Genomic DNA, 18,937 nt, shown 5'->3' on the forward strand with positions numbered 1-18,937 from the left:
CTGCGGCCCTGGGGATAGGACCGCAAATGATCGTCGCATGCGTCTCTGCCAGGGACGTGTCGGGCCGTCGCGGACGCTTTTTTGAAGCCGCCAATGTTGCGCCGGAAGTTCCACGCTTGTGAATTGCAAGTTTTGGAAGGATTGATGCGCACACGCTATCAATCGTAGGATGTCTGATGCACCGACCGAGCGGTAACACGGTACACTCCTGGCCGCGCCGTCGCGGCTTGCCACCCCGTGCGATCAAGGGTTTCCCGGTTTTTCCGGACACCGCCGGTGTTCTAACGGCATTCATCCCCCCATGTCATGGCGATCAACTTCGATCTGAACGATTTGCAGGCCTTTCGCGCGGTAGCGCAACTCGCGAGCTTTCGCCGCGCGGCCGAATCGATCCATATCTCGCAGCCGGCCTTGTCGCGCCGCATCGACAAGCTCGAAGACGCGCTGGGCGTCAAACTCTTCGAGCGCAGCACGCGGCGCGTGGCGCTGACCAACGTCGGGCGCGCCTTCGCGCGCGATGCGGAGCGCATTCTCGACGATCTGGACAATGCGTTGCTTGGCATCCGCGACGTGGCCTCGTCGAGCCTGGGGCATGTCACGATCGCCTGCGTGCCGTCTGCCGCCTACTACTTCATGCCGCAGGTCATCTCGCGCTATCACAAGGCGTTCCCGCGCATCCGGATCTCGGTGCTGGACGCGAGCGCCAACGAGGTGCTCGCAGCCGTGGTCAACGGCGACGCGGACTTCGGCCTCAATTTCATCGGCAGCCAGGAGCCGAACATCGAGTTCAAGCTGCTGTTGCAGGAACGGTATGTCGCTGCGTGCCGTCGCGATCATCCGCTCGCGGGCAAGAAGCGGGTGAGCTGGCGTGAGCTTTACGAGCACGACTACATCACCGTCGGCAAGGTCTCGGGCAATCGTCTGTTGCTCGATCAGGCGCTCACCGGCCTGCCGCAGCGTCCGCCCAGCATCTGCGAGACGCAGCACGTCACGACGATGATCGGGCTGGTGGAAGCCGGGCTGGGGGTGGCCGCCGTGCCGACCATGGCCATGCCCGGCGCCGACCATCCGGTCCTCACGAGCGTGCCGCTGGTCGACCCGGTGGTCACACGGCGCGTGGGCATGATCCGCAGCAAGGCGCGAGCGCTCTCCCCGGCCGCCGCACAGCTGTATCGCTTCGTCGCGGAGATGAAGGTGCCCGCGCGGCGGCGGGCGGGCGGCATGGTGGCGGACGCGGGCGACGTCGCGGTTAGCGTCGACGTGCCGTGATTGCACGTGCGGAAACACTTTGTTACCTGTCTTACGCCGCGCGAAACAATGCGGCGATGGTGGCGGCGTCGGTCGTCTTTATACTTGCGTCGCGTCAATCCGAATCTCTTTCAAGACTCATGTTCAAGCGAATTTTCCCGATGGTGGCGATTGCCACGCTGGCTGCAACGACTTCCCTGACGGCGATGGCCAGTGATATGAATAACGCCCTTGGCGGTGCGCTGGGCGGCGTGGCAGGCGCGGCCGTTGGCGGCGCGCTGGGCGGCAGTACCGGTGCAGTGGTGGGCGGCGCGGTCGGCGGTGGCGCCGGTGGCGCCATGACGTCGAACCGTCGCGAACGCACGGGCGCGATCATCGGTGGCGCGTTGGGTGGCGGTGCGGGTACGGCCGCCGGCAATGCAATGGGCGGCCGCTCGGGCGGCCTGATCGGCGCGGCCGTCGGCGGCGGCGCCGGCGCGGCGCTGGGCGGCAACATGTCCCGCTCCAGTTCGTATGACGACGATCGTCATTACCATGGCAAGCGTCGCGGCCATCACAAGCATCATCATTGATCCGACTGGCCTGACGAGTGGTGACAACGGCGACAATAGCGACAATGGCGGGATCGCCGCAGCGCGACGCTGCGGCGTTTTGCCCGACCGCGTAAAACGTTACGGGTTGCCCGGCTCGTTCAGGTAAGGGCCGATGCCGGTCGGGTAGCTGCCGGGAATGAGCATCGACGGGTCGAGACGATCGATGGTCGTGCGGCCCGTCAGCGCCATGGTCACGTCCATCTCCTTCGCGATCACCTCCAGCGCACGGCGCACACCGGCCTCGCCCATCGCGCCCAGTCCGTACAGGAACGGACGCCCGATCAGCGTGCCCTTCGCCCCGAGCGCCATCGCCTTGATCACGTCCTGCCCCGAGCGAATGCCGCCGTCGAGCCAGACCTCCGTATCGCGCCCGACCGCCGCGACGATGTCCGGCAATGCACGAATCGTCGAGAGCGCGCCGTCCAGTTGACGGCCACCGTGATTGCTCACGACGATGGCGTCCGCCCCGGTGTCGCGCGCAGCGCGCGCATCCTCGGGATCCAGCACTCCCTTGAGCACCAGCTTGCCGCCCCAGCGCTTTTTGATCCACTCGACATCGTCCCACGACAGTCGCGGATCGAACTGCGCCGCCGACCAGGTGGCGAGCGATCCGATATCGTCCACGCCCTTCGCATGCCCCACGATGTTGCCGAACGTGCGACGGCGCGTGCCGAGCATGCCCATGCACCAGCGCGGTTTGGTCATCATGTTGGCGATGTTCGGCAATGTGAGCTTCGGCGGGGCCGACAGACCGTTCTTGATGTCCTTGTGACGCTGACCGCTGATTTGCAGGTCCATGGTCACCATCAACGCCGAACACCCTGCGGCCTTCGCGCGATCGATCAGACGCTCGATGAAGTCGCGATCCTTCATGACATACAACTGGAACCAGAACGGCGCCTTCGTGTGCGCCGCCACGTCTTCGATGGAGCAGATCGAGACGGTCGACAGCGTGAACGGCACGCCGAATGCCTCAGCCGCGCGCGCCGCCAGGATCTCGCCGTCGGCGTGCTGCATGCCGGTCATGCCGGTGGGCGCGAGCGCTACCGGCATGGCCACCGACTGCCCGAGCATCGTCGTGCGCGTGCTGCGGTGCTCGATGTTGACCGCAACGCGCTGACGGAACGCGATGTCGGCAAAATCCGCCGCATTCGCACGATACGTCGACTCGGTCCAGGAGCCGGAATCGACATACTCATAGAACATGCGCGGTACGCGCCGTTGTGCGAGAACCCGCAAGTCCTCGATGGTGGTAATCACTGCCATGCTGCGTCTCTTGTTTTAAGAATGCATTCTCGCGATTCGAGAATAGTTAATATCTTCTAGATTTTTATTTCTGCTTCACGAGGTCGACGAGCGACTGCGTGTGTTTAATTGTCTTCAGGACAATGTTCGATTGAATCGACATTACCGCCGGTGCCCGGTACAGCTCGTTGACGATGAAGTCGGAGTAATGCGCGAGGTTGCGCGCTCTTACCGTCAGGATGTAATTAGCCGAGCCGGTGACGATGCGCGCCGTGACCACTTCCGGCCAGTTCTGCACTGCGGCCAGAAACTTTTCGTGCCATTGATCGACGTCCGGACGCAACGTGATCTGCACTAGCGCTTCAAACTCCAGACCGATATGCTGTGCGTCCACGATGCAGCGATATCCGGAAATCACCCCCCGATCCTCGAGCAATTTCACCCGACGCAGGCATGCCGACGGCGACAGGCCAACGGCGTCCGCCAGCTCCTGGTTGGAGATGCGGCCATTGAGTTCCAGATGGCGAAGGATGCGCAGATCGGCAAGGTCGAGGTTCATTGGCAGAATCCATCAAGTTTCCCGGGATTCTGGCAGATCCTTCGATTCCCCGCCAGTTGCTTGATAGAAATAGCAAGCAAATTCAAATTTTGCGTTGATATGATAGCCCTCGACTCTGGCCGAATGGGTGAGGCATTCCGGCGCCGGGTCGATTCAGATATTGCAGCCGTCGTGCGAGAAGAATTCGCAGTCTCCTAAATCGGAAGGAGCCGCGAATTCGTTTAAAGCGCATTCATGCGCATTCATAAAACGTCTAAAAGACGCAACAAGGAGACCCATGAAGTCTGCAATTCCGGCCAGTCTGGCCGTTTTCTCGGCTGCTTGCGGCCTTGCTTTGAGCAGCACCGCCGCAGCACAGAGCAGCGTAACGCTCTACGGAATCGTCGATCAGAGCGTTAGGTATCAAACGAATGCCAATGCCAACAACGGCGCCCTGTGGCAAGTCACCAACGGCGCCGTCACCAACAGCCGTTTCGGCTTCAAGGGATCGGAAGATCTGGGCGGCGGCACGAAGGCCATCTTCCAGTTGGAATCGGGCATCAACCCGCAGAACGGCACGCTGGCGAACAGCCCGCGTCTGTTCGATCGTTACGCGTTTGTCGGCCTGCAAAACCAGTACGGCACGATCAAGATCGGCCGCCAGGCGACCGAGGCGTTCAACGTCTACGGCGACTTCGATCCGCTCACCATCGGTAACTACGCGAACAACTCTTGGATGTACAACATCACGCGCGGGCGCGTGGATAACGCCGTGAGCTATGCGGGCACGTTCGGCGGCCTGTCGGTGGGCGCGACCTACGGCTTCGGCAACACGGCCGGTACGATGGCCGCCAGCAACTACTGGGGCGCGCGCGCCGCTTACGCGATGGGGCCGTTCCAGGTCGCTGGCGTCTATCAGCAGGCGCGCGACGCCGCCAAGCGTGTGCAGCAGATGTGGGGGCTGGGCGGCATCTACAGCGTGTCCATCGCCAAGGTGTTCGTGGGCTACATGGGCGGACGCGATCGCAGCGGCTGGCTCGACGGCACGCTCAACGATCCGGCCCACTCGGTCACCACCGGCAACCTGAACGACAATCCGCGCAAGGACATGACGTTCTATCTCGGCACGACCATTCAGGCCATGCCGAACCTCGCCATTACCGGCGCGGCGTACTTCGACGACATCAAGAACATCAACGCGCAGGCGGGCGACGCCGGTTCGGGCCGTCGCTACACGTATGTGCTGCTCGCGGAGTACGCGCTGTCCAGACGCACGCAACTGTACGGCACCGTCGACTACAACAAGGTCAGCGGCGCCGCTCGCGTCGAACTGCCGGGCAACTCGACGCAAGTCGGCGTGGGCACGGGCATCCGCCACATCTTCTGAACGGCAGGCGCGACTCGCTCGCGCCTTTGCTACCGGAAGACTTCAGCGTCTTGCGGTTCGTATGACCCGCCCCGGCTCTCACCGGGGCGGCGGGGCCCGTTCGTGCCGGCGTTTGCGTATGTGGGCGTCGCACCGGCGGGCGATGGCAAGCAATGCAGTACTCACGTGGATATCGCGTGCGTCGCCGGATGCGCGCCACGGTGTCCAAGAGGTTTGACATGACGCGTATTCCCCAGCCCCCTCAGTCTTCGTCTTCAGGCAAGTCCCGCGACTTCTCGCACATCACCCGGCGCGAGCAGGGTCTGCGGCGCTCGCTCACCGCCAGCCAGATGGCGATGATCGCCATTGGCGGCGCCATCGGCACCGGCCTGTTTCTCGGCAGCGGTTTTGCCATCGGCTTCGCCGGACCGAGCGTGCTCGTCTCCTACGGCATCGGTGCGCTGATCGCACTCATGCTCATGGGGTGCCTGGCCGAGATGACGGTCGCGCACCCCACATCGGGTTCGTTCGGTGCTTACGCCGAGCACTACATCGGTCCTTGGGCAGGCTTTCTGGTGCGCTATGCCTACTGGTCGTGCATCGTGCTCGCCGTGGGCACGGAAGTGAGCGCCATTGCCGTGTACATGAAGTATTGGTTCCCGCAAGTGCCGGGCTGGTATTGGGTCGCAGGATTTTCCGCTGCGCTGGTGCTGGTGAACGCCATGTCGGTGAATCTGTTCGGCGCGATCGAATACGGCTTTTCCCTCATCAAGATCACGGCCATCGTTCTCTTCATTTTCATCGGCGCGTACGTGGTCTTCATTGCCCCGAATTCGGTCGCGAGCGCGGGGCATGCACCGGCAGGGTTTGCGAACTACACCGCGCATGGCGGCTTTTTCCCGAAGGGACTTTGGGGTATGTGGGTGGCCGTGATCATCTCGATCTTCAGCTATCTGTCCATCGAGATGATCGCCGTGGCCGCCGGCGAAGCGGAGAATCCCGAGCGCGCGGTCACGCGCGCCTTCCGCTCGACCGTCGTGCGCCTCGTGTTGTTCTATCTGCTCACGCTCGCGCTGATGCTCGCCATCGTGCCGTGGACTGCCGCCGGTCAGGACGAAAGCCCGTTCGTCAAAGCGATGCAGGCCATCAACATTCCGGGGGCGGCCGGAGTCATCAACTTTGTGGTGCTGATTGCCGCACTTTCGTCGATGAATAGCCAGCTCTACATCACCACGCGCATGATGTTCTCGCTCTCGCGCGCCGGCTACGCCCCGGCTCGCTTCGGCGAAGTGAACCGGCGCGGCGTGCCGCTCGCCGCCCTGCTGCTCTCGACGCTCGGCATTGCACTCGCCACGCTCGTGAACTTCCTGTACCCCGAGTCATCGTTCACGTTCATGATGGCGATTTCGATGTTCGGCGCGATGCTCACGTGGATGATGATCTTCGTCACGCACTTCTTCTTCCGCCGCGCATGGCGGCGCGAGCATCACGCGCCGCTCGCATTTCGCATGTGGGGCTTTCCGTGGCTCACGCTGCTCGGCGCAGGGCTGATGGCCGCCATCATGATCACGACGCTCTTCACCGGCGTGTTCCGCATGACGATGATTTTCGGCGTGCCGTTCGTGGTCGCCGTGCTGCTCATCTACTTCCTCTGGTATCGCAAACACGACGGCCAGCCACAGGGACGCACGATGACGCGTGCATGATGCAGTCCTGAGCCTGCGTCGACACAAAGCGAAAGGGGCACCGGTCGGTACACGGTGCCCCTTTTTTCATGCGGTACGGCCTGGCTTGCTCAGCCATGCGTCATGGCTCGCCCGTCACTGGCCTGCCGCTGTCTTGCCGCCCGCCCTGCCGCTCACTTCGCGGCGGCCTTGCGCTCCTTGACGGTGCGCTCCAGAAGAAAGCGCGTTTGCTCCAGCACGGCTTCGCGCACCATCCGGTTGCGCTCGGGGTTCGGCTCGGTGCCCCACCCCATCGAGCAATCGACGGAGCGACGCATCACGCGAAACGCCATGCCCAGCGTGCTGATGCACACCGCACGAATACGCATCGCTTCGTCGTTCGGGGAAACGCCTGCGAGCCGCGTCACGATGTTAGCGCCGACCGACGCGAGGCGGCTCGAGAACCGTTCGTGAAACACCTTGAACCCGGCTTCCGGCCCGAGCCCGGCCTGCTCTCGTGCCATGAACATGTGCCAGCCTTCGATCTCGGGCCCCTTCTCCATGAAACCGCCCTTGCGGTGCTGAAGCTCACAGAAGGCGTCGATGAGCTGCTTGTCGGTGGCGTTCGGGTCGGCCACGACACGCTCGGCCGCGTCGATGGCTTCGCCCATCTGTGCCAGCACCAGTTCCAGGATGTACTCGACGCACGCCTTGTACACCCCTTCCTTGTTATCGAAGTAGTACTGAAGCGCGGGCGCGTTCACCCCTGCGGCGTTCGCGATGTCGCGCGTGGACGCGCCGGTAAATCCGTACTCGCCAAAGCACTTGATCGCCGCGAGGATGATGCGCGCACGCGTTTCCTCGCCACGCTGATACCCGGTGTCGACCGCATGGCGCGGCCGCGCAGCAGTGCTCTGAACCCGCCCGGCACGTGAAGTCCCTGTCATGTATCCCCTTGCTTGCAAAAACTTTCGTCAAAAATATAACACTTGACATAAATCGATCAACTGGAATAATTCTGCCAACTGGAATAATTTGAGGAAATCCCCATGACCAACGCAGCACAGGTCAAGCCTTCCGATTCGGTGAAGACGCCGGGTGGCCCGGTGCAGGCCCCGTCCGGCAAAGCGCAGGAACACACCGGAACGCCCGGCCAGACAACGCCGCCGGCGAACCCGCGTCGCAAGCGAATTCTGCTGGGCGCGCTGGCGCTGGGCGTCGTCGCCGGTCTCGGATGGGGGGCGCACTGGTGGTTCGTGGGGCGCTTCATTGAATCCACGGACGATGCCTATCTGCAGGCCGACAGCATGACCGTTGCGCCGAAGGTCGGTGGTTACGTGACGGAAGTGCTCGTACGCGACAACGAGACGGTCAGTGTCGGTCAGCCCTTGGTGCGGCTCGACGCACGTCAGTATCAGGCCGCGTACGATGAAGCCGCCGCGACCGTCGTTGCGCGCGAAGCCGATGTCGCCCGCGCGCAGGCCGAGCTGTCGCAGCACGCAGCGGCCATCGCGCAGGCTCGTGCCGAACTCGATAGCGCACGCGCCAATGCCGCGTACTCCGCCGGTCAGGTCTCGCGGTACGCGCCGCTCGTGGCCACGGGGGCGGAGACGGACGAACGACTGGCCGAGTTGCGCAACACCAGCACTCGCGCGCAAGCGTCGCTCAAGAGCAACGAAGCCAGCCTCCAGTCGGCCGAGCGTCAGACGGATACCCTCACCGCCGCGCTTGCTCAGGCAAAGGCGCAGTTGGCCGTCGCACAGGCGAGCGCGCGCAAGGCGGAGCTCGATCTCGCCGACACGGTCGTCAAGAGCACGCTGGCCGGACGCGTTGGCGATCGCGCGGTACGTGTGGGCCAGTTTGCCCAGCCGGGCACGCGCCTGCTCACGGTCGTGCCGGTGCAGAACGTCTATCTGACGGCAAACTTCAAGGAAACGCAGGTCGGCCACATGCGCCCCGGCCAACCGGTCACCATTCATGTCGACGCCCTGCCTGGCGAGCGGATCCACGGTGTCGTCGATTCGCTGTCGCCGGGCACGGGTTCGCAGTTCGCGCTGCTGCCCGCGCAGAACGCGACAGGCAACTTCACGAAGATCGTTCAACGCGTGCCGGTGCGCATTCGACTCGACGCGCCGGAATCGATGCGCGCGGTACTGCTGCCGGGTCTCTCGGTCACGGCCGACGTCGACACGCATGGTGCTGCGGCATCCTCTACGCCCGCTACGTCTGCGACATCGCCGGCGCGCGCGAAACACGCGACCACGCCGCCGGACGCGCCGGCACAACTCTCGCTGAGCGCGCCGCTCGGCTTCGGTGTAGATCCGGTCATGAACGCCCCATCGAACGCCGATGCCGCCCCATCGCCCACGGGAGTCCGCCATGGCTAGGTCGGACGCCGCAGCCGACGCCCCGCAGGTCGCGCCGGTTCGCGCAGCAACGCCAGCCAATGCATCGGCGTCGGACTGGATCGCGGTCGCGGCCGGTGCGCTCGGCGCGCTGCTGGCCACGCTCGATATCTCGATCACGAACTCGGCGCTGCCGCAGATTCAGGGACAGATCGGCGCTTCCGGCACCGAGGGCACATGGATTTCCACCGGCTATCTGATGTCGGAAATCGTCATGATTCCGCTCGCGGCGTGGCTCACGCGCGTGCTCGGATTGCGGCGTTTTCTGATGCTCAACGCCGTGTTCTTCACGCTGTTCTCGATGATGTGCGGTGCGTCGGGCAGTCTGACGGAAATGGTCGTCGGGCGCATCGGACAGGGCTTTGCCGGTGGCGCCATGATTCCCACGGCGCAGATGATCATCCGAACGCGCCTGCCGCGCCACCAGATGGGCGTCGGCATGGCGATGTTCGGGCTGATCGTGCTGCTCGGCCCGCTGCTCGGACCGGTGGTCGGCGGCTGGCTGACGGAGAATGCGAACTGGCGCTGGTGCTTCTTCCTGAATCTGCCGCTCTCGGCCGCGATCGTGACGCTGCTTATGCTCGGCCTGAAGCGCGAGCCGACCAACCTCGAGGCGTTCTTCAAGGCCGACTGGCTCGGTATCGTGGGCCTGGCGATCGGCCTGAGTTCGCTGACTGTCGTGCTCGAAGAAGGCCAGCGCGAGCGTTGGTTCGACTCGCACATGATCGTCTGGCTGTCGGTGCTGTCGGTGATCGGCATCGGCATGATGCTGGTCGCGCAGTTCACCGCCGAGAAGCCCATCGTCAAGCTCTCGCTGCTCAGCAACAAGAACTATGCGAGCGTGATTTACATCGTGTTCACGGTCGGGGCCGGACTGTACGGCGTGTCGTATCTGTTGCCGCAATTTCTCGCGACCATTGCGGGGTATAACGCGCAGCAGTCGGGCAACATCATGCTGCTCTCCGGGCTACCGGCGTTTCTGATGATGCCGTTCCTGCCGCGCCTCATCAGCCGCGTCGACATTCGTCTGCTGGTGATTCTCGGCCTGTTGAGTTTCTTCGCGAGTTGCATGCTCGACATCGATCTGACGGCGCAAAGCGTGGGCCATGACTTCACGTTGTCGCAACTGCTGCGGGGTGTCGGACAGATGCTCGCGATGATGCCGCTCAATCAGGCGTCGATGGCGGCGGTGGACGCGCAGGATGCCGGCGACGCCGCCGGACTCTACAACATGGCGCGCAACCTCGGCGGCTCGGTCGGGCTGGCCCTGCTGGGCACGCTCATCGACCGTCGCACCGACTATCACGACGCCATTCTTCGCGAGTCGCTCACCGCCAACAATCCGATGGGACAGGAACACTTGTCTGCGAATGCCGCAGGCTTCTTCGCGCAAACCGGCGACATGGTGCATGCGCAGTTGCAGGCCAGCGCGCAGCTTGCTGCCGAGATCGCGCGACAGGCGAGCGTGATCACGTTTTCCGAGACTTTCTACGCATTGGGTATCGCGCTGCTGCTTTGCGTGCCGCTCGCCCTGATGCTCAAGCAACCGGCCGGCTTCTCCTCCGGCGGGCACTGATCGATCATGACTTTTCATCTCAGAACGCTGGCCGTTGCGGCCGCTTTTCTCGTTGCAGGCTGCACCGTCGGCCCCGACTATCGCGGTGCGCCCGAGGTCGCGGGCGACGCCCTTCGCACCGGAGGCACGTTTGCCCATGCAGGTGAAGGCGTCGAGCCGCACGCACCCGGTGTCGCTCGCTGGTGGACGGCACTGAACGATCCGCAACTCACCGCACTGATCGACGACGCCATCGCCCACAGCCCGGATATTCGTGCGGCGCAGGCGAAGGTGCGGCAGTCGCGCGCGAGCCTGCGCAGCCATCAGGCCGATCTGCTGCCGAAGGCCACCGTCGACCTTGCCACCCTGCGCACGCGCTCGCCCGATCTGGGGGCACTCACCGGCAATGGCGGCGGCGGTGGGCGCGGCCCGATCGATCTTTACATCGCGGGTTTCGACGCGAGCTGGGAAATCGATCTGTTCGGCGGCACGCGCCGCGCGGTGGAGGCCGCCGGCGCGGACGCAGACGCCGCGTCCGAAGATCTTGCCGATGCCCACGTGCAACTGGCCGCCGAGGTGGCACAGACCTACGTCGCGCTGCGCGATCAGCAGGCCCGCCTCGCACTGGTACGCGACTCTGCGAAACTGGAAGGCGAAATGCTCGACCTGACGCGCCAACGCCGTGCAGGCGGCGTCGCCTCGGAACTGGATGTGGAGCGAATCTTCACGCAAGTCGAACAAACGCAGTCGCGCGTGCTGCCGCTGGAGGCAGACGTCATCGAATCGCTCGACCAGTTGGCACTACTTACCGGTCGCGCGCCGGGGGCATTGGACGACGAACTGAAGACATCGAAGGCGCTGCCGAGCGTGCCGGCGAAGGTCGCCATCGGCGATCCGTCTGCGTTGTTGCAGGCGCGTCCGGACATTCGGGCCGCCGAGCGACGCCTGGCTTCGCAGAATGCGCAGATCGGCGTGCAGACGGCAAACTGGTTTCCAAAACTCTCGATCATGGGCGAGCTTGGCTATTCGGCGCTGGACCCCGGCCATCTCGTGCGCAAGGACAACTTCAGTTGGATGACGTTGCCGCGACTGCAATGGAACGTACTCGACTTCGGCCGTGTGCAGGCTGGCGTAGACGGCGCGAAGGCGGGCCGCGATCAGGCGCAGGCGAAGTATGAAAGTGCGGTACTCACCGCGCTGCGCGATGCCGACGTGGCGCTTGCCCGTTATGGACATCAGCGCGAGAACGTCTACCGGTTGCGCAGCGTGGAGGGCTCCGCATCGCGCGCAGCGACGTTGACGCGTCAGCGCTATCGCGCAGGCACGGCCAGCACGCTGGACTGGCTCGATGCCGAACGCACGCGCTTTTCGGCCGAGCAGGACCGCATCGCCGGCGACGCCCAATTGCTCAAGTCGTTTGTGACACTGCAAAAGGCGCTTGGCCTGGGATGGCAGACGGAGTCAACCGGCTCGACCGGGTCGTCCGAGTCAACTGAGTCGAAGGCAGGTTGAGCTTCGTTGCGTCAGCTGCGCGGGAACGACGGGCATCTCAAGCGCGGTGCCCCACCTCCCCGCACGACGTAAGAAGCCAGAGGCAAGAGGTGAAAGGTAAGAGGTAAACGAAAAACGCTCCAGAAGCTTTCGCCTCTGGAGCGTTTTTGCCAACTGAGTTGGCGCGGCTGGCAGGATTCGAACCCACGACCCCTTGGTTCGTAGCCAAGTACTCTATCCAACTGAGCTACAGCCGCACTTACTGCACGAGATGCCGACGGACTAATCTGTCGACGTATCCCTCTCGACAACGCCACCGGTGCAAGACACTCGGCACGTCACCGGGAAGGACTCTCCCGAAAAACTAAGGGTCTCCGTGAGGAGACCCTCGAAATAGGTGGCGCGGCTGGCAGGATTCGAACCCACGACCCCTTGGTTCGTAGCCAAGTACTCTATCCAACTGAGCTACAGCCGCGCTGTGAGAACAGAATTATGTAAGAAACCAACGAGCCACGCAAGTGTTTTTTGCAAATCTTTTGTCATATCCCCGATTTGCCCGCCGCATCCGGCTTTCCATGCGGGATTAGCGCGGAATCGCCCTCACTGGCAAGCCTTTGCCGCTAGAACAATTACTCCACGCAAACCCGCATCAAATCAGGGCTTTCCATGTGCTCGCCCCGGAGACGGCACGGTATGCTACGGCTTTTTGCAACGCATCGAATGGCGCACCCGCTGCGCAGCGAGACAGAATCGGGCAAGGAGACGCCCCGCTCGCGCCCCCACACGACATGCGATGAAACGACGCATCGAGCCGCCCCCGCTCTTCCCCCGGCGCTCACGATGCGATAAAAACCACACTCAAGGAGGCGCTCATGGAAAAAGTCTGGCTCAAGAGCTATCCGCCCGGCGTGCCGGCCGAGATTGACGTCAACACGTATCGTTCGCTGAACGATCTGTTCCTGCAAAGCTGCCAGAAGTTCGCGAACCGTCCGTCGTTCACCAATCTGGGTGTCACGCTGACCTTCGCCGAGCTCGAACGCAAGTCGCGTGACTTCGCCGCGTATTTGCAAAGTTTGCCCGGTTTGCAACGCGGTTCGCGTGTGGCAATCATGTCACCGAACCTGCTGCAATATCCGGTTGCCGTGTTCGGCATCCTGCGCGCAGGCATGGTCGTCGTGAACGTCAACCCGCTATATACGGCGGGCGAACTCGAACACCAGTTAAAGGACGCGGACTGCGCGGCGATTCTCGTGATCGAGAACTTCGCCGCCACACTGCAAAAGGCGCTGCCCAACACACCGGTCAAGCATGTCATCACGACGGCCATCGGCGATCTGGTTCCCGCACCGAAGCGCTGGATCGTGAACTACGTTGTGCGGCACGTGAAGAAGATGGTGCCGGCGTGGAACATCCCGCACGCGGTGCCGATGCGCACCGCCATGGCGCTGGGCGCACGCGCGAAGTTGCAGGAAGCACAGCTCGGGCACGACGACATCGCGTTCCTGCAATACACCGGCGGCACGACAGGCGTGGCCAAGGGCGCCATGCTCACGCATCGGAACATGATCGCCAATATGTTGCAGGCACGGGCATGGATCGGCTCGGGACTCGAAGAAGGCAAGGAGATCATCGTTACCGCCTTGCCGCTGTATCACATCTTCTGCCTGACGGCGAACTGTCTGGTATTCCTCCAACTCGGCGCCCTGAACCTGCTCATTACCAATCCGCGCGACATGCCGGGCTTCGTGAAGGAACTCGGCAAGTGGAAGTTCACGTTCATGACGGGGGTGAACACACTCTTCAACGGACTGCTCAATACGCCGGGATTCGACCAGCTCGATTTCAGTGCGCTCAAGTGCGCGCTGGGCGGCGGCGCCGCCGTGCAACGGGCTGTGGCCGAGCGTTGGCAGAAGGTCACGGGGCACCCCCTGATCGAAGCCTATGGCCTGACCGAAACGTCGCCCGCCGTGTGTATCAACCCGCTGGGCAGCGAATTCAACGGCTCCATCGGGCTGCCGATTTCTTCGACGGAAGTCAGCATCCGCAACGATGCCAACGAAGCCCTGGGCTTTGGCGAGGAAGGCGAGATCTGCGTACGCGGCCCGCAAGTGATGAAGGGCTACTGGAACCGCCCCGACGAGACCGCCAAGACCATTACGCCGGATGGCTGGCTGCGTACCGGCGACATCGGCACGATGGACGACCAGGGTTACGTGCGCATCACCGACCGCAAAAAGGACATGATCATCGTGTCCGGCTTCAACGTCTACCCGAACGAAGTCGAGAGCGTCCTTGCAATGTGCCCGGGCGTACTAGAGTCCGCCGTGGTGGGCGTGCCGAGCGAGCGCACCGGTGAAGCGGTCAAGGCAGTCATCGTGAAGAAGTCGCCGGATCTCAACGAAAAGGCCATCATCGACTTCTGCCGCCAGCATCTGACGAACTACAAGGTGCCGCACGTGATCGAGTTCCGCACCGAGCTGCCCAAGACACCGGTCGGCAAAGTGTTGCGCCGAGAGTTGCGGTAAGCCGCCTGGCGGACGCGGTAAGCCGCGCGGATGCGGCTCCAGCGTCCACCCCCAACGCGTTTCCCATGCGATGTTTCGGCATACATAACGAAACATCGCGCATTGAACGACAGCGGTAAACATGCAACGGCCGGGGGTCACTTCAACACGCCCGGCCGGTGTTGTTTGGGACGTCGACGAATCCCGCAACGGCGCGTTTGCGATTACCCCGGATTGGCGCCCTCGCGCCGCTTGCCCGCCCTACCTCCCCGCCCGCCTCCCGCCACCTCCCGATTCGTAACTTTTGGTTACAGACGCCGCGCGCGAGGCGCGGGAAAATCTCGGGCACGTCAGTGCCCTCTCAACGTCCGACCTTCGTTACCTGCTTCAAAACGTGAGCAGCGGCTGCCATGCCGAATGTCGCTGTAACACACATGCTCGAACCGAAACCGGCGCAATTCAGGCCTTGCGGGCCCGCAGCGGCATCGGGCGCTTCCCCCGGTGCACATACCGCTTCCGGATACTGCAACGGCTCGTCCGAGTACACGGCCGGCACGTTGAACTTGGCTTTCGGACCACGGACAAAGCCATGTTGCTTGCGTAACTGCGCACGCACTTTCGCAAGCAGCGGATCCTGGATCGTGCGGGCGAGATCGTCGATGCGAATCCGTGTCGGATCGATCTGACCGCCCGCGCCGCCAACGGTGATCAGACGCTGCTTATGCGCCACGCACCACGCGATGAGCGCCGTCTTCACCCGAACGCTGTCGATGGCGTCGACCACCCAGTCGAAGCCGCCGGCTAACATCGTGTCGAGATTTTCGAGCTCTAGGAAGTCCTCGATGAGCGTAAGCTGGCAACCGGGATTGATGGCCACGATACGTTCGGCCATCGCGGCAACTTTCGGTTTTCCGTAGTTGCCATCGAGGGCATGCACCTGACGATTGGTATTGCTTTCGGCGACGTTATCGAGATCGATGAGTGTGAGCCGTCCCACGGCGCTTCGCGCCAGCGCTTCGGCCACCCACGAGCCGACGCCGCCGATGCCGATGACGGCCACGTGAGCTTCACGCAAGCGCGCGAGACCGTCGTCACCGTACAAACGCGCGAGGCCGCCGAAACGGCGGTTCGCGTCATAATCCACCTCCGATGGCGTGGCAGGCACCGGAGCAACAACGATCGACGGGGTACTGTTCATGATGCGATGGGTAACGTCCTTGAAATGGCTGGCGATCACGGTGGTCGCCATCGTGCTGGCATTCGCGGCGTTCATCACGTGGTTTGACTGGAACTACGCCCGGCCCTTCATCAACCGGGAAGTGAGCACCGCGACCGGACGCCCCTTCGAAATTCGGGGCGACCTCTCGCTGCACTGGCTGGCCCCGAATGCACAGGCCCCGGGTCTGGGGCGCTGGCTGCCGCGGCCTCGCCTGATCGCGAATGATATCGTGTTAGGCAACGTCGCGTGGAGCGACACGCCGAACATGATCTCGGTCGGCCGGCTTACTTTCTCTCTCGAATGGCTGCCGTTGCTCGACAAACACGTGGTCCTGCCCGAGGTCGCGCTGTCCGCGCCGAAGGTGATCGTCGAGCAACGGGCCGACGGACAGAACAACTGGACATTCACCAAGGGCGACGGCAAGCCATCGCCCTGGAAACTGCGCATAGGCCGTCTGATTCTGGAAGACGGCGTGATCCGCGCGAATCTCGTGCCGCAGCAACTCGACCTGAGCGCCAACATCGCCACGATCGACGGCCAGGCGCCTTATGGCATTGGCGTCACGCTCAAGGGCACGTTCCGAAAAGTCGCTGTCACGGGCAAGGCGCGCGGGGGAGACGTGCTCTCGCTGGAAGACGCCGGTGAGCCCTATCCGCTTGACGCGAGCGTGCGCATCGGGCGCACGCAGATCGCCGCGAACGGCACGTTCACGAATCCGGCGACGCTCTCGGCCCTCGACATGCATCTGCGTTTGGCCGGCCCGACCATGGCCGACCTGTATCCGATCACCGGGGTGCTGTTGCCGGATACTCCCTCCTACGAGACCAACGGCCACCTGTTGCACACGGCGGGCGTGTGGCGCTACGAGCGCTTCCAGGGCAAGGTCGGGCAGAGCGACCTGTCGGGCACACTCGTCTTCCGTCAGCGTGCCCCGCGCAACGTTTTGCAAGGCGCAGTCGTATCGAATCAGTTGCGGCTCGCCGATCTCGGCCCGGCCATTGGCGGCCAGAATCCTTCCGGCGGCAGCGATCTGTCGGGCAAGCCGAAAGCGCCGCCGTCCGACAAGGTCTTGCCGGTCGACCCGTTCAGGACCGACCGCTGGCGCGCCATCGATGCAGACGTGCAATTCACCGGCCGCAAGATCATCAGGGACAAGAGTCTGCCGATCGACAATCTCGTCACCCACCTCGTGCTCGACGACGGCGTGCTTTCGCTGCGTCCGCTGGAATTCGGCGTGGCAGGCGGGCGCATCACATCGACACTGGTACTCAACGGGCAGACCGAACCGATGAAGGTCGATTCGCAGGTCTCGCTGCGACATCTGAAGATGAAGCAATTGCTGCCCGAAGTCGACCTGATGAAGACGAGCGTCGGCGAAGTCAATGGCGACGCAGCGCTCACCGCCACCGGCAACTCGATTGCCGCGCTGGCGGGGTCGTCCAACGGCGAAATCAAGACGCTGATCGACCGGGGATCCGTAAGCAAGCTGCTGCTGCAGTACATGGGCCTCAACGTGGGCAACATCGTGCTGACCAAGCTCTTTGGCGACAAGCAGATCGAGATGCGATGCGCGGCAGCGGATTTTGCGGTGCGCGACGGGGTCATGGATACCCGCACGTTCGTAATCGACACCGACGATACGAGCATTGGCGTGACCGGCCAGGTCGATCTCAAACGCGAACATTTCAACCTGACGATTCGTCCGGAGCCGAAACACTTCGGACTGCTCTCGCTGCGCTCGCCGCTGTATGTGAAAGGAACGTTCAAGCACCCGGACGTCGGCGTGAACGTGCCGACCCTCGTTGCGCGCGCGGGCGGTGCGATCGCACTGGGCGTGCTCGCCCCGTACACCGCGCTCGTGCCGCTGCTGGAACTGGGTCCCGGCAAGGACAGCCCGTGTGGGGAACTGCTCGCCAGCCTGCAACATCCGCCGAGCCGCAACCCGGCCACTGTCAAACCCGTGCCGGGCGCCAACGGCACGGGCACCAGCACCGGCCAGGGTCCTGCCTCCGGCACCACGGGACGTGCGAGCCGGCCCGCGGCGGCCGCATCGCCGTCGGGCGTCGACCACGGCCGCGACAAACCTTGAGCCCCTGCCCCTGAGACCTGAGTCCTAACCAACGAGCCACACGCTGCACACACTGCACACGCTGGCGTGGCGCATTGCCAGCAACTGGCAAAGCAATGCCCATGCCACCGGGATGGATTTGCCGTTGTCGTTGCGGGCGATTTTCGGAACGACAGCGACACGCCGCCCAATTACTTCACTCATTAAATATCAAGCACATAGCGCGAAACGCCCGCACCGCGGGGCATTCGGAGGATTGATATTCGGTCGACGCGACAAATCGTCACGTGCGCACATTTGCCGACTCTTCGCTATACTGTGTCGCAACCCCCCAACCGCTACAGACCGACTACGATCGTCGTGACTCAGACGCTTTCTCTCGCGGACCTGCGCAAAAACTACGCCCTCGGCTCCCTTTCCGAGACCGACGTGGCGTCCAGCCCGTTCGACCAATTCCGACTCTGGTTTGAGCAAGCGCTCACGGCCCAACTGGCCGAGCCGAACGCGATGACGCTCGCCACCGTCACACCCGAAGGCCGCCCGGATGCGCGCATCGTGCTGATCAAGGGCGTGGACGAGCGCGGCTTTACGTTCTTCACGAATTACGAATCGCGCAAGGGGCAGGAACTGGCGGCGACGCCCTACGGCTGCCTGCTGTTTCACTGGATCGAACTCGAGCGTCAGGTGCGCATCGAGGGACGTGTCGAGAAGGTGAGCGCGGAGGAAAGCGACGCCTATTACCATTCGCGCCCGGTGGGCTCGCGTCTGGGCGCCTGGGCCTCGGTGCAAAGCGCCGAAGTGGCAGACCGAACCATCATCGAGCAACGCGAAGCGGAGTTCCGGCGCCAGTTTGGCGACGCCCCGCCGCGCCCGCCGCACTGGGGTGGCTACCGGCTCGTGCCGGATGCCATCGAGTTCTGGCAGGGTCGCGAATCGCGCCTGCACGATCGCATCAAATTTTTCCGGCTTGCCGACGGAGCCTGGCGCATTGCGCGCCTGTCCCCCTGAACGTTGTGTCGGCTACGCCGACGCGGTACGCCT

The 18,937-nt window shown here is 63.4% G+C and carries 15 protein-coding genes and 2 tRNA genes; 10 read left to right on the plus strand and 7 right to left on the minus strand.

The window, feature by feature from the left end; translation table 11 throughout:
* Window positions 1-306: 306 nt before the first annotated feature.
* Window positions 307-1,269, plus strand: coding sequence for a LysR family transcriptional regulator (locus PCA31118_RS22005; protein WP_150627127.1), 963 nt, complete (start codon window positions 307-309; stop codon window positions 1,267-1,269).
* A gap of 119 nt (window positions 1,270-1,388) precedes the next feature.
* On the plus strand, window positions 1,389-1,820 hold the full coding sequence (locus PCA31118_RS22010; RefSeq protein ID WP_150627128.1) for a hypothetical protein: 432 nt from the start codon (window positions 1,389-1,391) through the stop codon (window positions 1,818-1,820).
* A 99-nt stretch (window positions 1,821-1,919) separates the two neighbouring features.
* Here PCA31118_RS22010 and PCA31118_RS22015 read toward each other — a convergent pair whose 3' ends face one another.
* Both PCA31118_RS22015 and PCA31118_RS22020 read right to left on the minus strand, forming a co-directional pair.
* A complete protein-coding gene (locus PCA31118_RS22015) occupies window positions 1,920-3,107 on the minus strand; it encodes an alpha-hydroxy acid oxidase (RefSeq protein ID WP_150627129.1) in 1,188 nt (395 codons plus the stop codon).
* 64 nt (window positions 3,108-3,171) lie between these two features.
* A complete protein-coding gene (locus tag PCA31118_RS22020; RefSeq protein ID WP_044456604.1) occupies window positions 3,172-3,645 on the minus strand; it encodes an Lrp/AsnC family transcriptional regulator in 474 nt (157 codons plus the stop codon).
* A gap of 277 nt (window positions 3,646-3,922) precedes the next feature.
* Here PCA31118_RS22020 and PCA31118_RS22025 point away from each other — a divergent pair, with 277 nt between their 5' ends.
* A complete protein-coding gene (locus PCA31118_RS22025; protein ID WP_150627130.1) occupies window positions 3,923-5,011 on the plus strand; it encodes a porin in 1,089 nt (362 codons plus the stop codon).
* Between the two features lie 218 nt (window positions 5,012-5,229).
* Window positions 5,230-6,696, plus strand: coding sequence for an amino acid permease (locus PCA31118_RS22030; protein ID WP_150627131.1), 1,467 nt, complete (start codon window positions 5,230-5,232; stop codon window positions 6,694-6,696).
* 152 nt (window positions 6,697-6,848) lie between these two features.
* On the opposite strand, the gene PCA31118_RS22035 is transcribed toward PCA31118_RS22030, so the two are convergent.
* On the minus strand, window positions 6,849-7,601 hold the full coding sequence (locus PCA31118_RS22035; RefSeq protein ID WP_150627132.1) for a CerR family C-terminal domain-containing protein: 753 nt from the start codon (window positions 7,599-7,601) through the stop codon (window positions 6,849-6,851).
* Window positions 7,602-7,703: 102 nt separating this feature from the next.
* Here PCA31118_RS22035 and PCA31118_RS22040 point away from each other — a divergent pair, with 102 nt between their 5' ends.
* Genes PCA31118_RS22040 through PCA31118_RS22050 form a run of 3 tightly spaced genes read left to right on the plus strand, consistent with a single transcriptional unit; the run spans window position 7,704 to window position 12,126 of the window.
* Window positions 7,704-9,041 (plus strand): HlyD family secretion protein, encoded by a 1,338-nt coding sequence (locus tag PCA31118_RS22040; RefSeq protein ID WP_150627133.1) that lies wholly within the window; start codon window positions 7,704-7,706, stop codon window positions 9,039-9,041.
* The gene (locus tag PCA31118_RS22045; RefSeq protein ID WP_150627134.1) at window positions 9,034-10,635 is read left to right on the plus strand and encodes a DHA2 family efflux MFS transporter permease subunit; all 1,602 of its coding nucleotides are present in this window, start codon (window positions 9,034-9,036) and stop codon (window positions 10,633-10,635) included. Before PCA31118_RS22040 ends, PCA31118_RS22045 begins: the two co-directional genes overlap by 8 nt.
* Window positions 10,636-10,641: 6 nt before the next feature.
* The gene (locus PCA31118_RS22050; RefSeq protein WP_150627135.1) at window positions 10,642-12,126 is read left to right on the plus strand and encodes an efflux transporter outer membrane subunit; all 1,485 of its coding nucleotides are present in this window, start codon (window positions 10,642-10,644) and stop codon (window positions 12,124-12,126) included.
* A gap of 159 nt (window positions 12,127-12,285) precedes the next feature.
* Here PCA31118_RS22050 and PCA31118_RS22055 read toward each other — a convergent pair.
* Both PCA31118_RS22055 and PCA31118_RS22060 read right to left on the minus strand, forming a co-directional pair.
* A tRNA-Arg gene (locus PCA31118_RS22055) sits at window positions 12,286-12,362 on the minus strand.
* A gap of 141 nt (window positions 12,363-12,503) precedes the next feature.
* Window positions 12,504-12,580, minus strand: a tRNA-Arg gene (locus tag PCA31118_RS22060).
* Window positions 12,581-12,977: 397 nt separating this feature from the next.
* On the opposite strand from PCA31118_RS22060, the gene PCA31118_RS22065 reads away from it, so the two are divergent.
* Entirely contained in the window at window positions 12,978-14,630 is a 1,653-nt protein-coding gene (locus tag PCA31118_RS22065) for an AMP-binding protein (protein WP_150627136.1), read from the plus strand.
* A 340-nt stretch (window positions 14,631-14,970) separates the two neighbouring features.
* Here the strand turns inward: PCA31118_RS22065 and tcdA are convergent, their stop codons facing one another.
* Window positions 14,971-15,807, minus strand: coding sequence for a tRNA cyclic N6-threonylcarbamoyladenosine(37) synthase TcdA (gene tcdA / locus PCA31118_RS22070; RefSeq protein WP_150627137.1), 837 nt, complete (start codon window positions 15,805-15,807; stop codon window positions 14,971-14,973).
* Here tcdA and PCA31118_RS22075 point away from each other — a divergent pair.
* Window positions 15,806-17,917: an AsmA family protein gene (locus tag PCA31118_RS22075; protein WP_246190371.1), complete on the plus strand. Its 2,112-nt coding sequence runs from the start codon at window positions 15,806-15,808 to the stop codon at window positions 17,915-17,917. The two genes, tcdA and PCA31118_RS22075, sit on opposite strands and share 2 nt — an antisense overlap.
* Window positions 17,918-17,941: 24 nt before the next feature.
* Here the strand turns inward: PCA31118_RS22075 and PCA31118_RS27100 are convergent, their stop codons facing one another.
* The gene (locus PCA31118_RS27100; RefSeq protein ID WP_174990562.1) at window positions 17,942-18,100 is read right to left on the minus strand and encodes a hypothetical protein; all 159 of its coding nucleotides are present in this window, start codon (window positions 18,098-18,100) and stop codon (window positions 17,942-17,944) included.
* A 156-nt stretch (window positions 18,101-18,256) separates the two neighbouring features.
* Here PCA31118_RS27100 and pdxH point away from each other — a divergent pair, with 156 nt between their 5' ends.
* Window positions 18,257-18,904 carry a pyridoxamine 5'-phosphate oxidase gene (gene pdxH, locus PCA31118_RS22080; RefSeq protein WP_150627138.1) on the plus strand — a complete coding sequence of 216 codons (648 nt, stop codon included), beginning with the start codon at window positions 18,257-18,259 and terminating at the stop codon, window positions 18,902-18,904.
* Window positions 18,905-18,937: the final 33 nt, after the last annotated feature.

It is taken from the genome of Pandoraea captiosa, from assembly GCF_902459775.1.
GTDB classification, from domain to species: Bacteria; Pseudomonadota; Gammaproteobacteria; order Burkholderiales; family Burkholderiaceae; genus Pandoraea; species Pandoraea captiosa.

What these genes read in the sequence shown, in the direction of transcription:
- PCA31118_RS22020 (WP_044456604.1), bottom strand. Translation starts at nt 3,645, where the DNA reads ATGAACCTCGACCTTGCCGATCTGCGCATCCTTCGCCATCTGGAACTC.
- PCA31118_RS22075 (WP_246190371.1), top strand. Translation starts at nt 15,806, where the DNA reads ATGATGCGATGGGTAACGTCCTTGAAATGGCTGGCGATCACGGTGGTC.
- tcdA (WP_150627137.1), bottom strand. Translation starts at nt 15,807, where the DNA reads ATGAACAGTACCCCGTCGATCGTTGTTGCTCCGGTGCCTGCCACGCCA.
- PCA31118_RS22045 (WP_150627134.1), top strand. Translation starts at nt 9,034, where the DNA reads ATGGCTAGGTCGGACGCCGCAGCCGACGCCCCGCAGGTCGCGCCGGTT.
- PCA31118_RS22015 (WP_150627129.1), bottom strand. Translation starts at nt 3,107, where the DNA reads ATGGCAGTGATTACCACCATCGAGGACTTGCGGGTTCTCGCACAACGG.
- PCA31118_RS22035 (WP_150627132.1), bottom strand. Translation starts at nt 7,601, where the DNA reads ATGACAGGGACTTCACGTGCCGGGCGGGTTCAGAGCACTGCTGCGCGG.
- PCA31118_RS22065 (WP_150627136.1), top strand. Translation starts at nt 12,978, where the DNA reads ATGGAAAAAGTCTGGCTCAAGAGCTATCCGCCCGGCGTGCCGGCCGAG.
- PCA31118_RS22025 (WP_150627130.1), top strand. Translation starts at nt 3,923, where the DNA reads ATGAAGTCTGCAATTCCGGCCAGTCTGGCCGTTTTCTCGGCTGCTTGC.
- PCA31118_RS27100 (WP_174990562.1), bottom strand. Translation starts at nt 18,100, where the DNA reads ATGAGTGAAGTAATTGGGCGGCGTGTCGCTGTCGTTCCGAAAATCGCC.
- PCA31118_RS22005 (WP_150627127.1), top strand. Translation starts at nt 307, where the DNA reads ATGGCGATCAACTTCGATCTGAACGATTTGCAGGCCTTTCGCGCGGTA.
- PCA31118_RS22030 (WP_150627131.1), top strand. Translation starts at nt 5,230, where the DNA reads ATGACGCGTATTCCCCAGCCCCCTCAGTCTTCGTCTTCAGGCAAGTCC.
- PCA31118_RS22010 (WP_150627128.1), top strand. Translation starts at nt 1,389, where the DNA reads ATGTTCAAGCGAATTTTCCCGATGGTGGCGATTGCCACGCTGGCTGCA.
- PCA31118_RS22050 (WP_150627135.1), top strand. Translation starts at nt 10,642, where the DNA reads ATGACTTTTCATCTCAGAACGCTGGCCGTTGCGGCCGCTTTTCTCGTT.
- PCA31118_RS22040 (WP_150627133.1), top strand. Translation starts at nt 7,704, where the DNA reads ATGACCAACGCAGCACAGGTCAAGCCTTCCGATTCGGTGAAGACGCCG.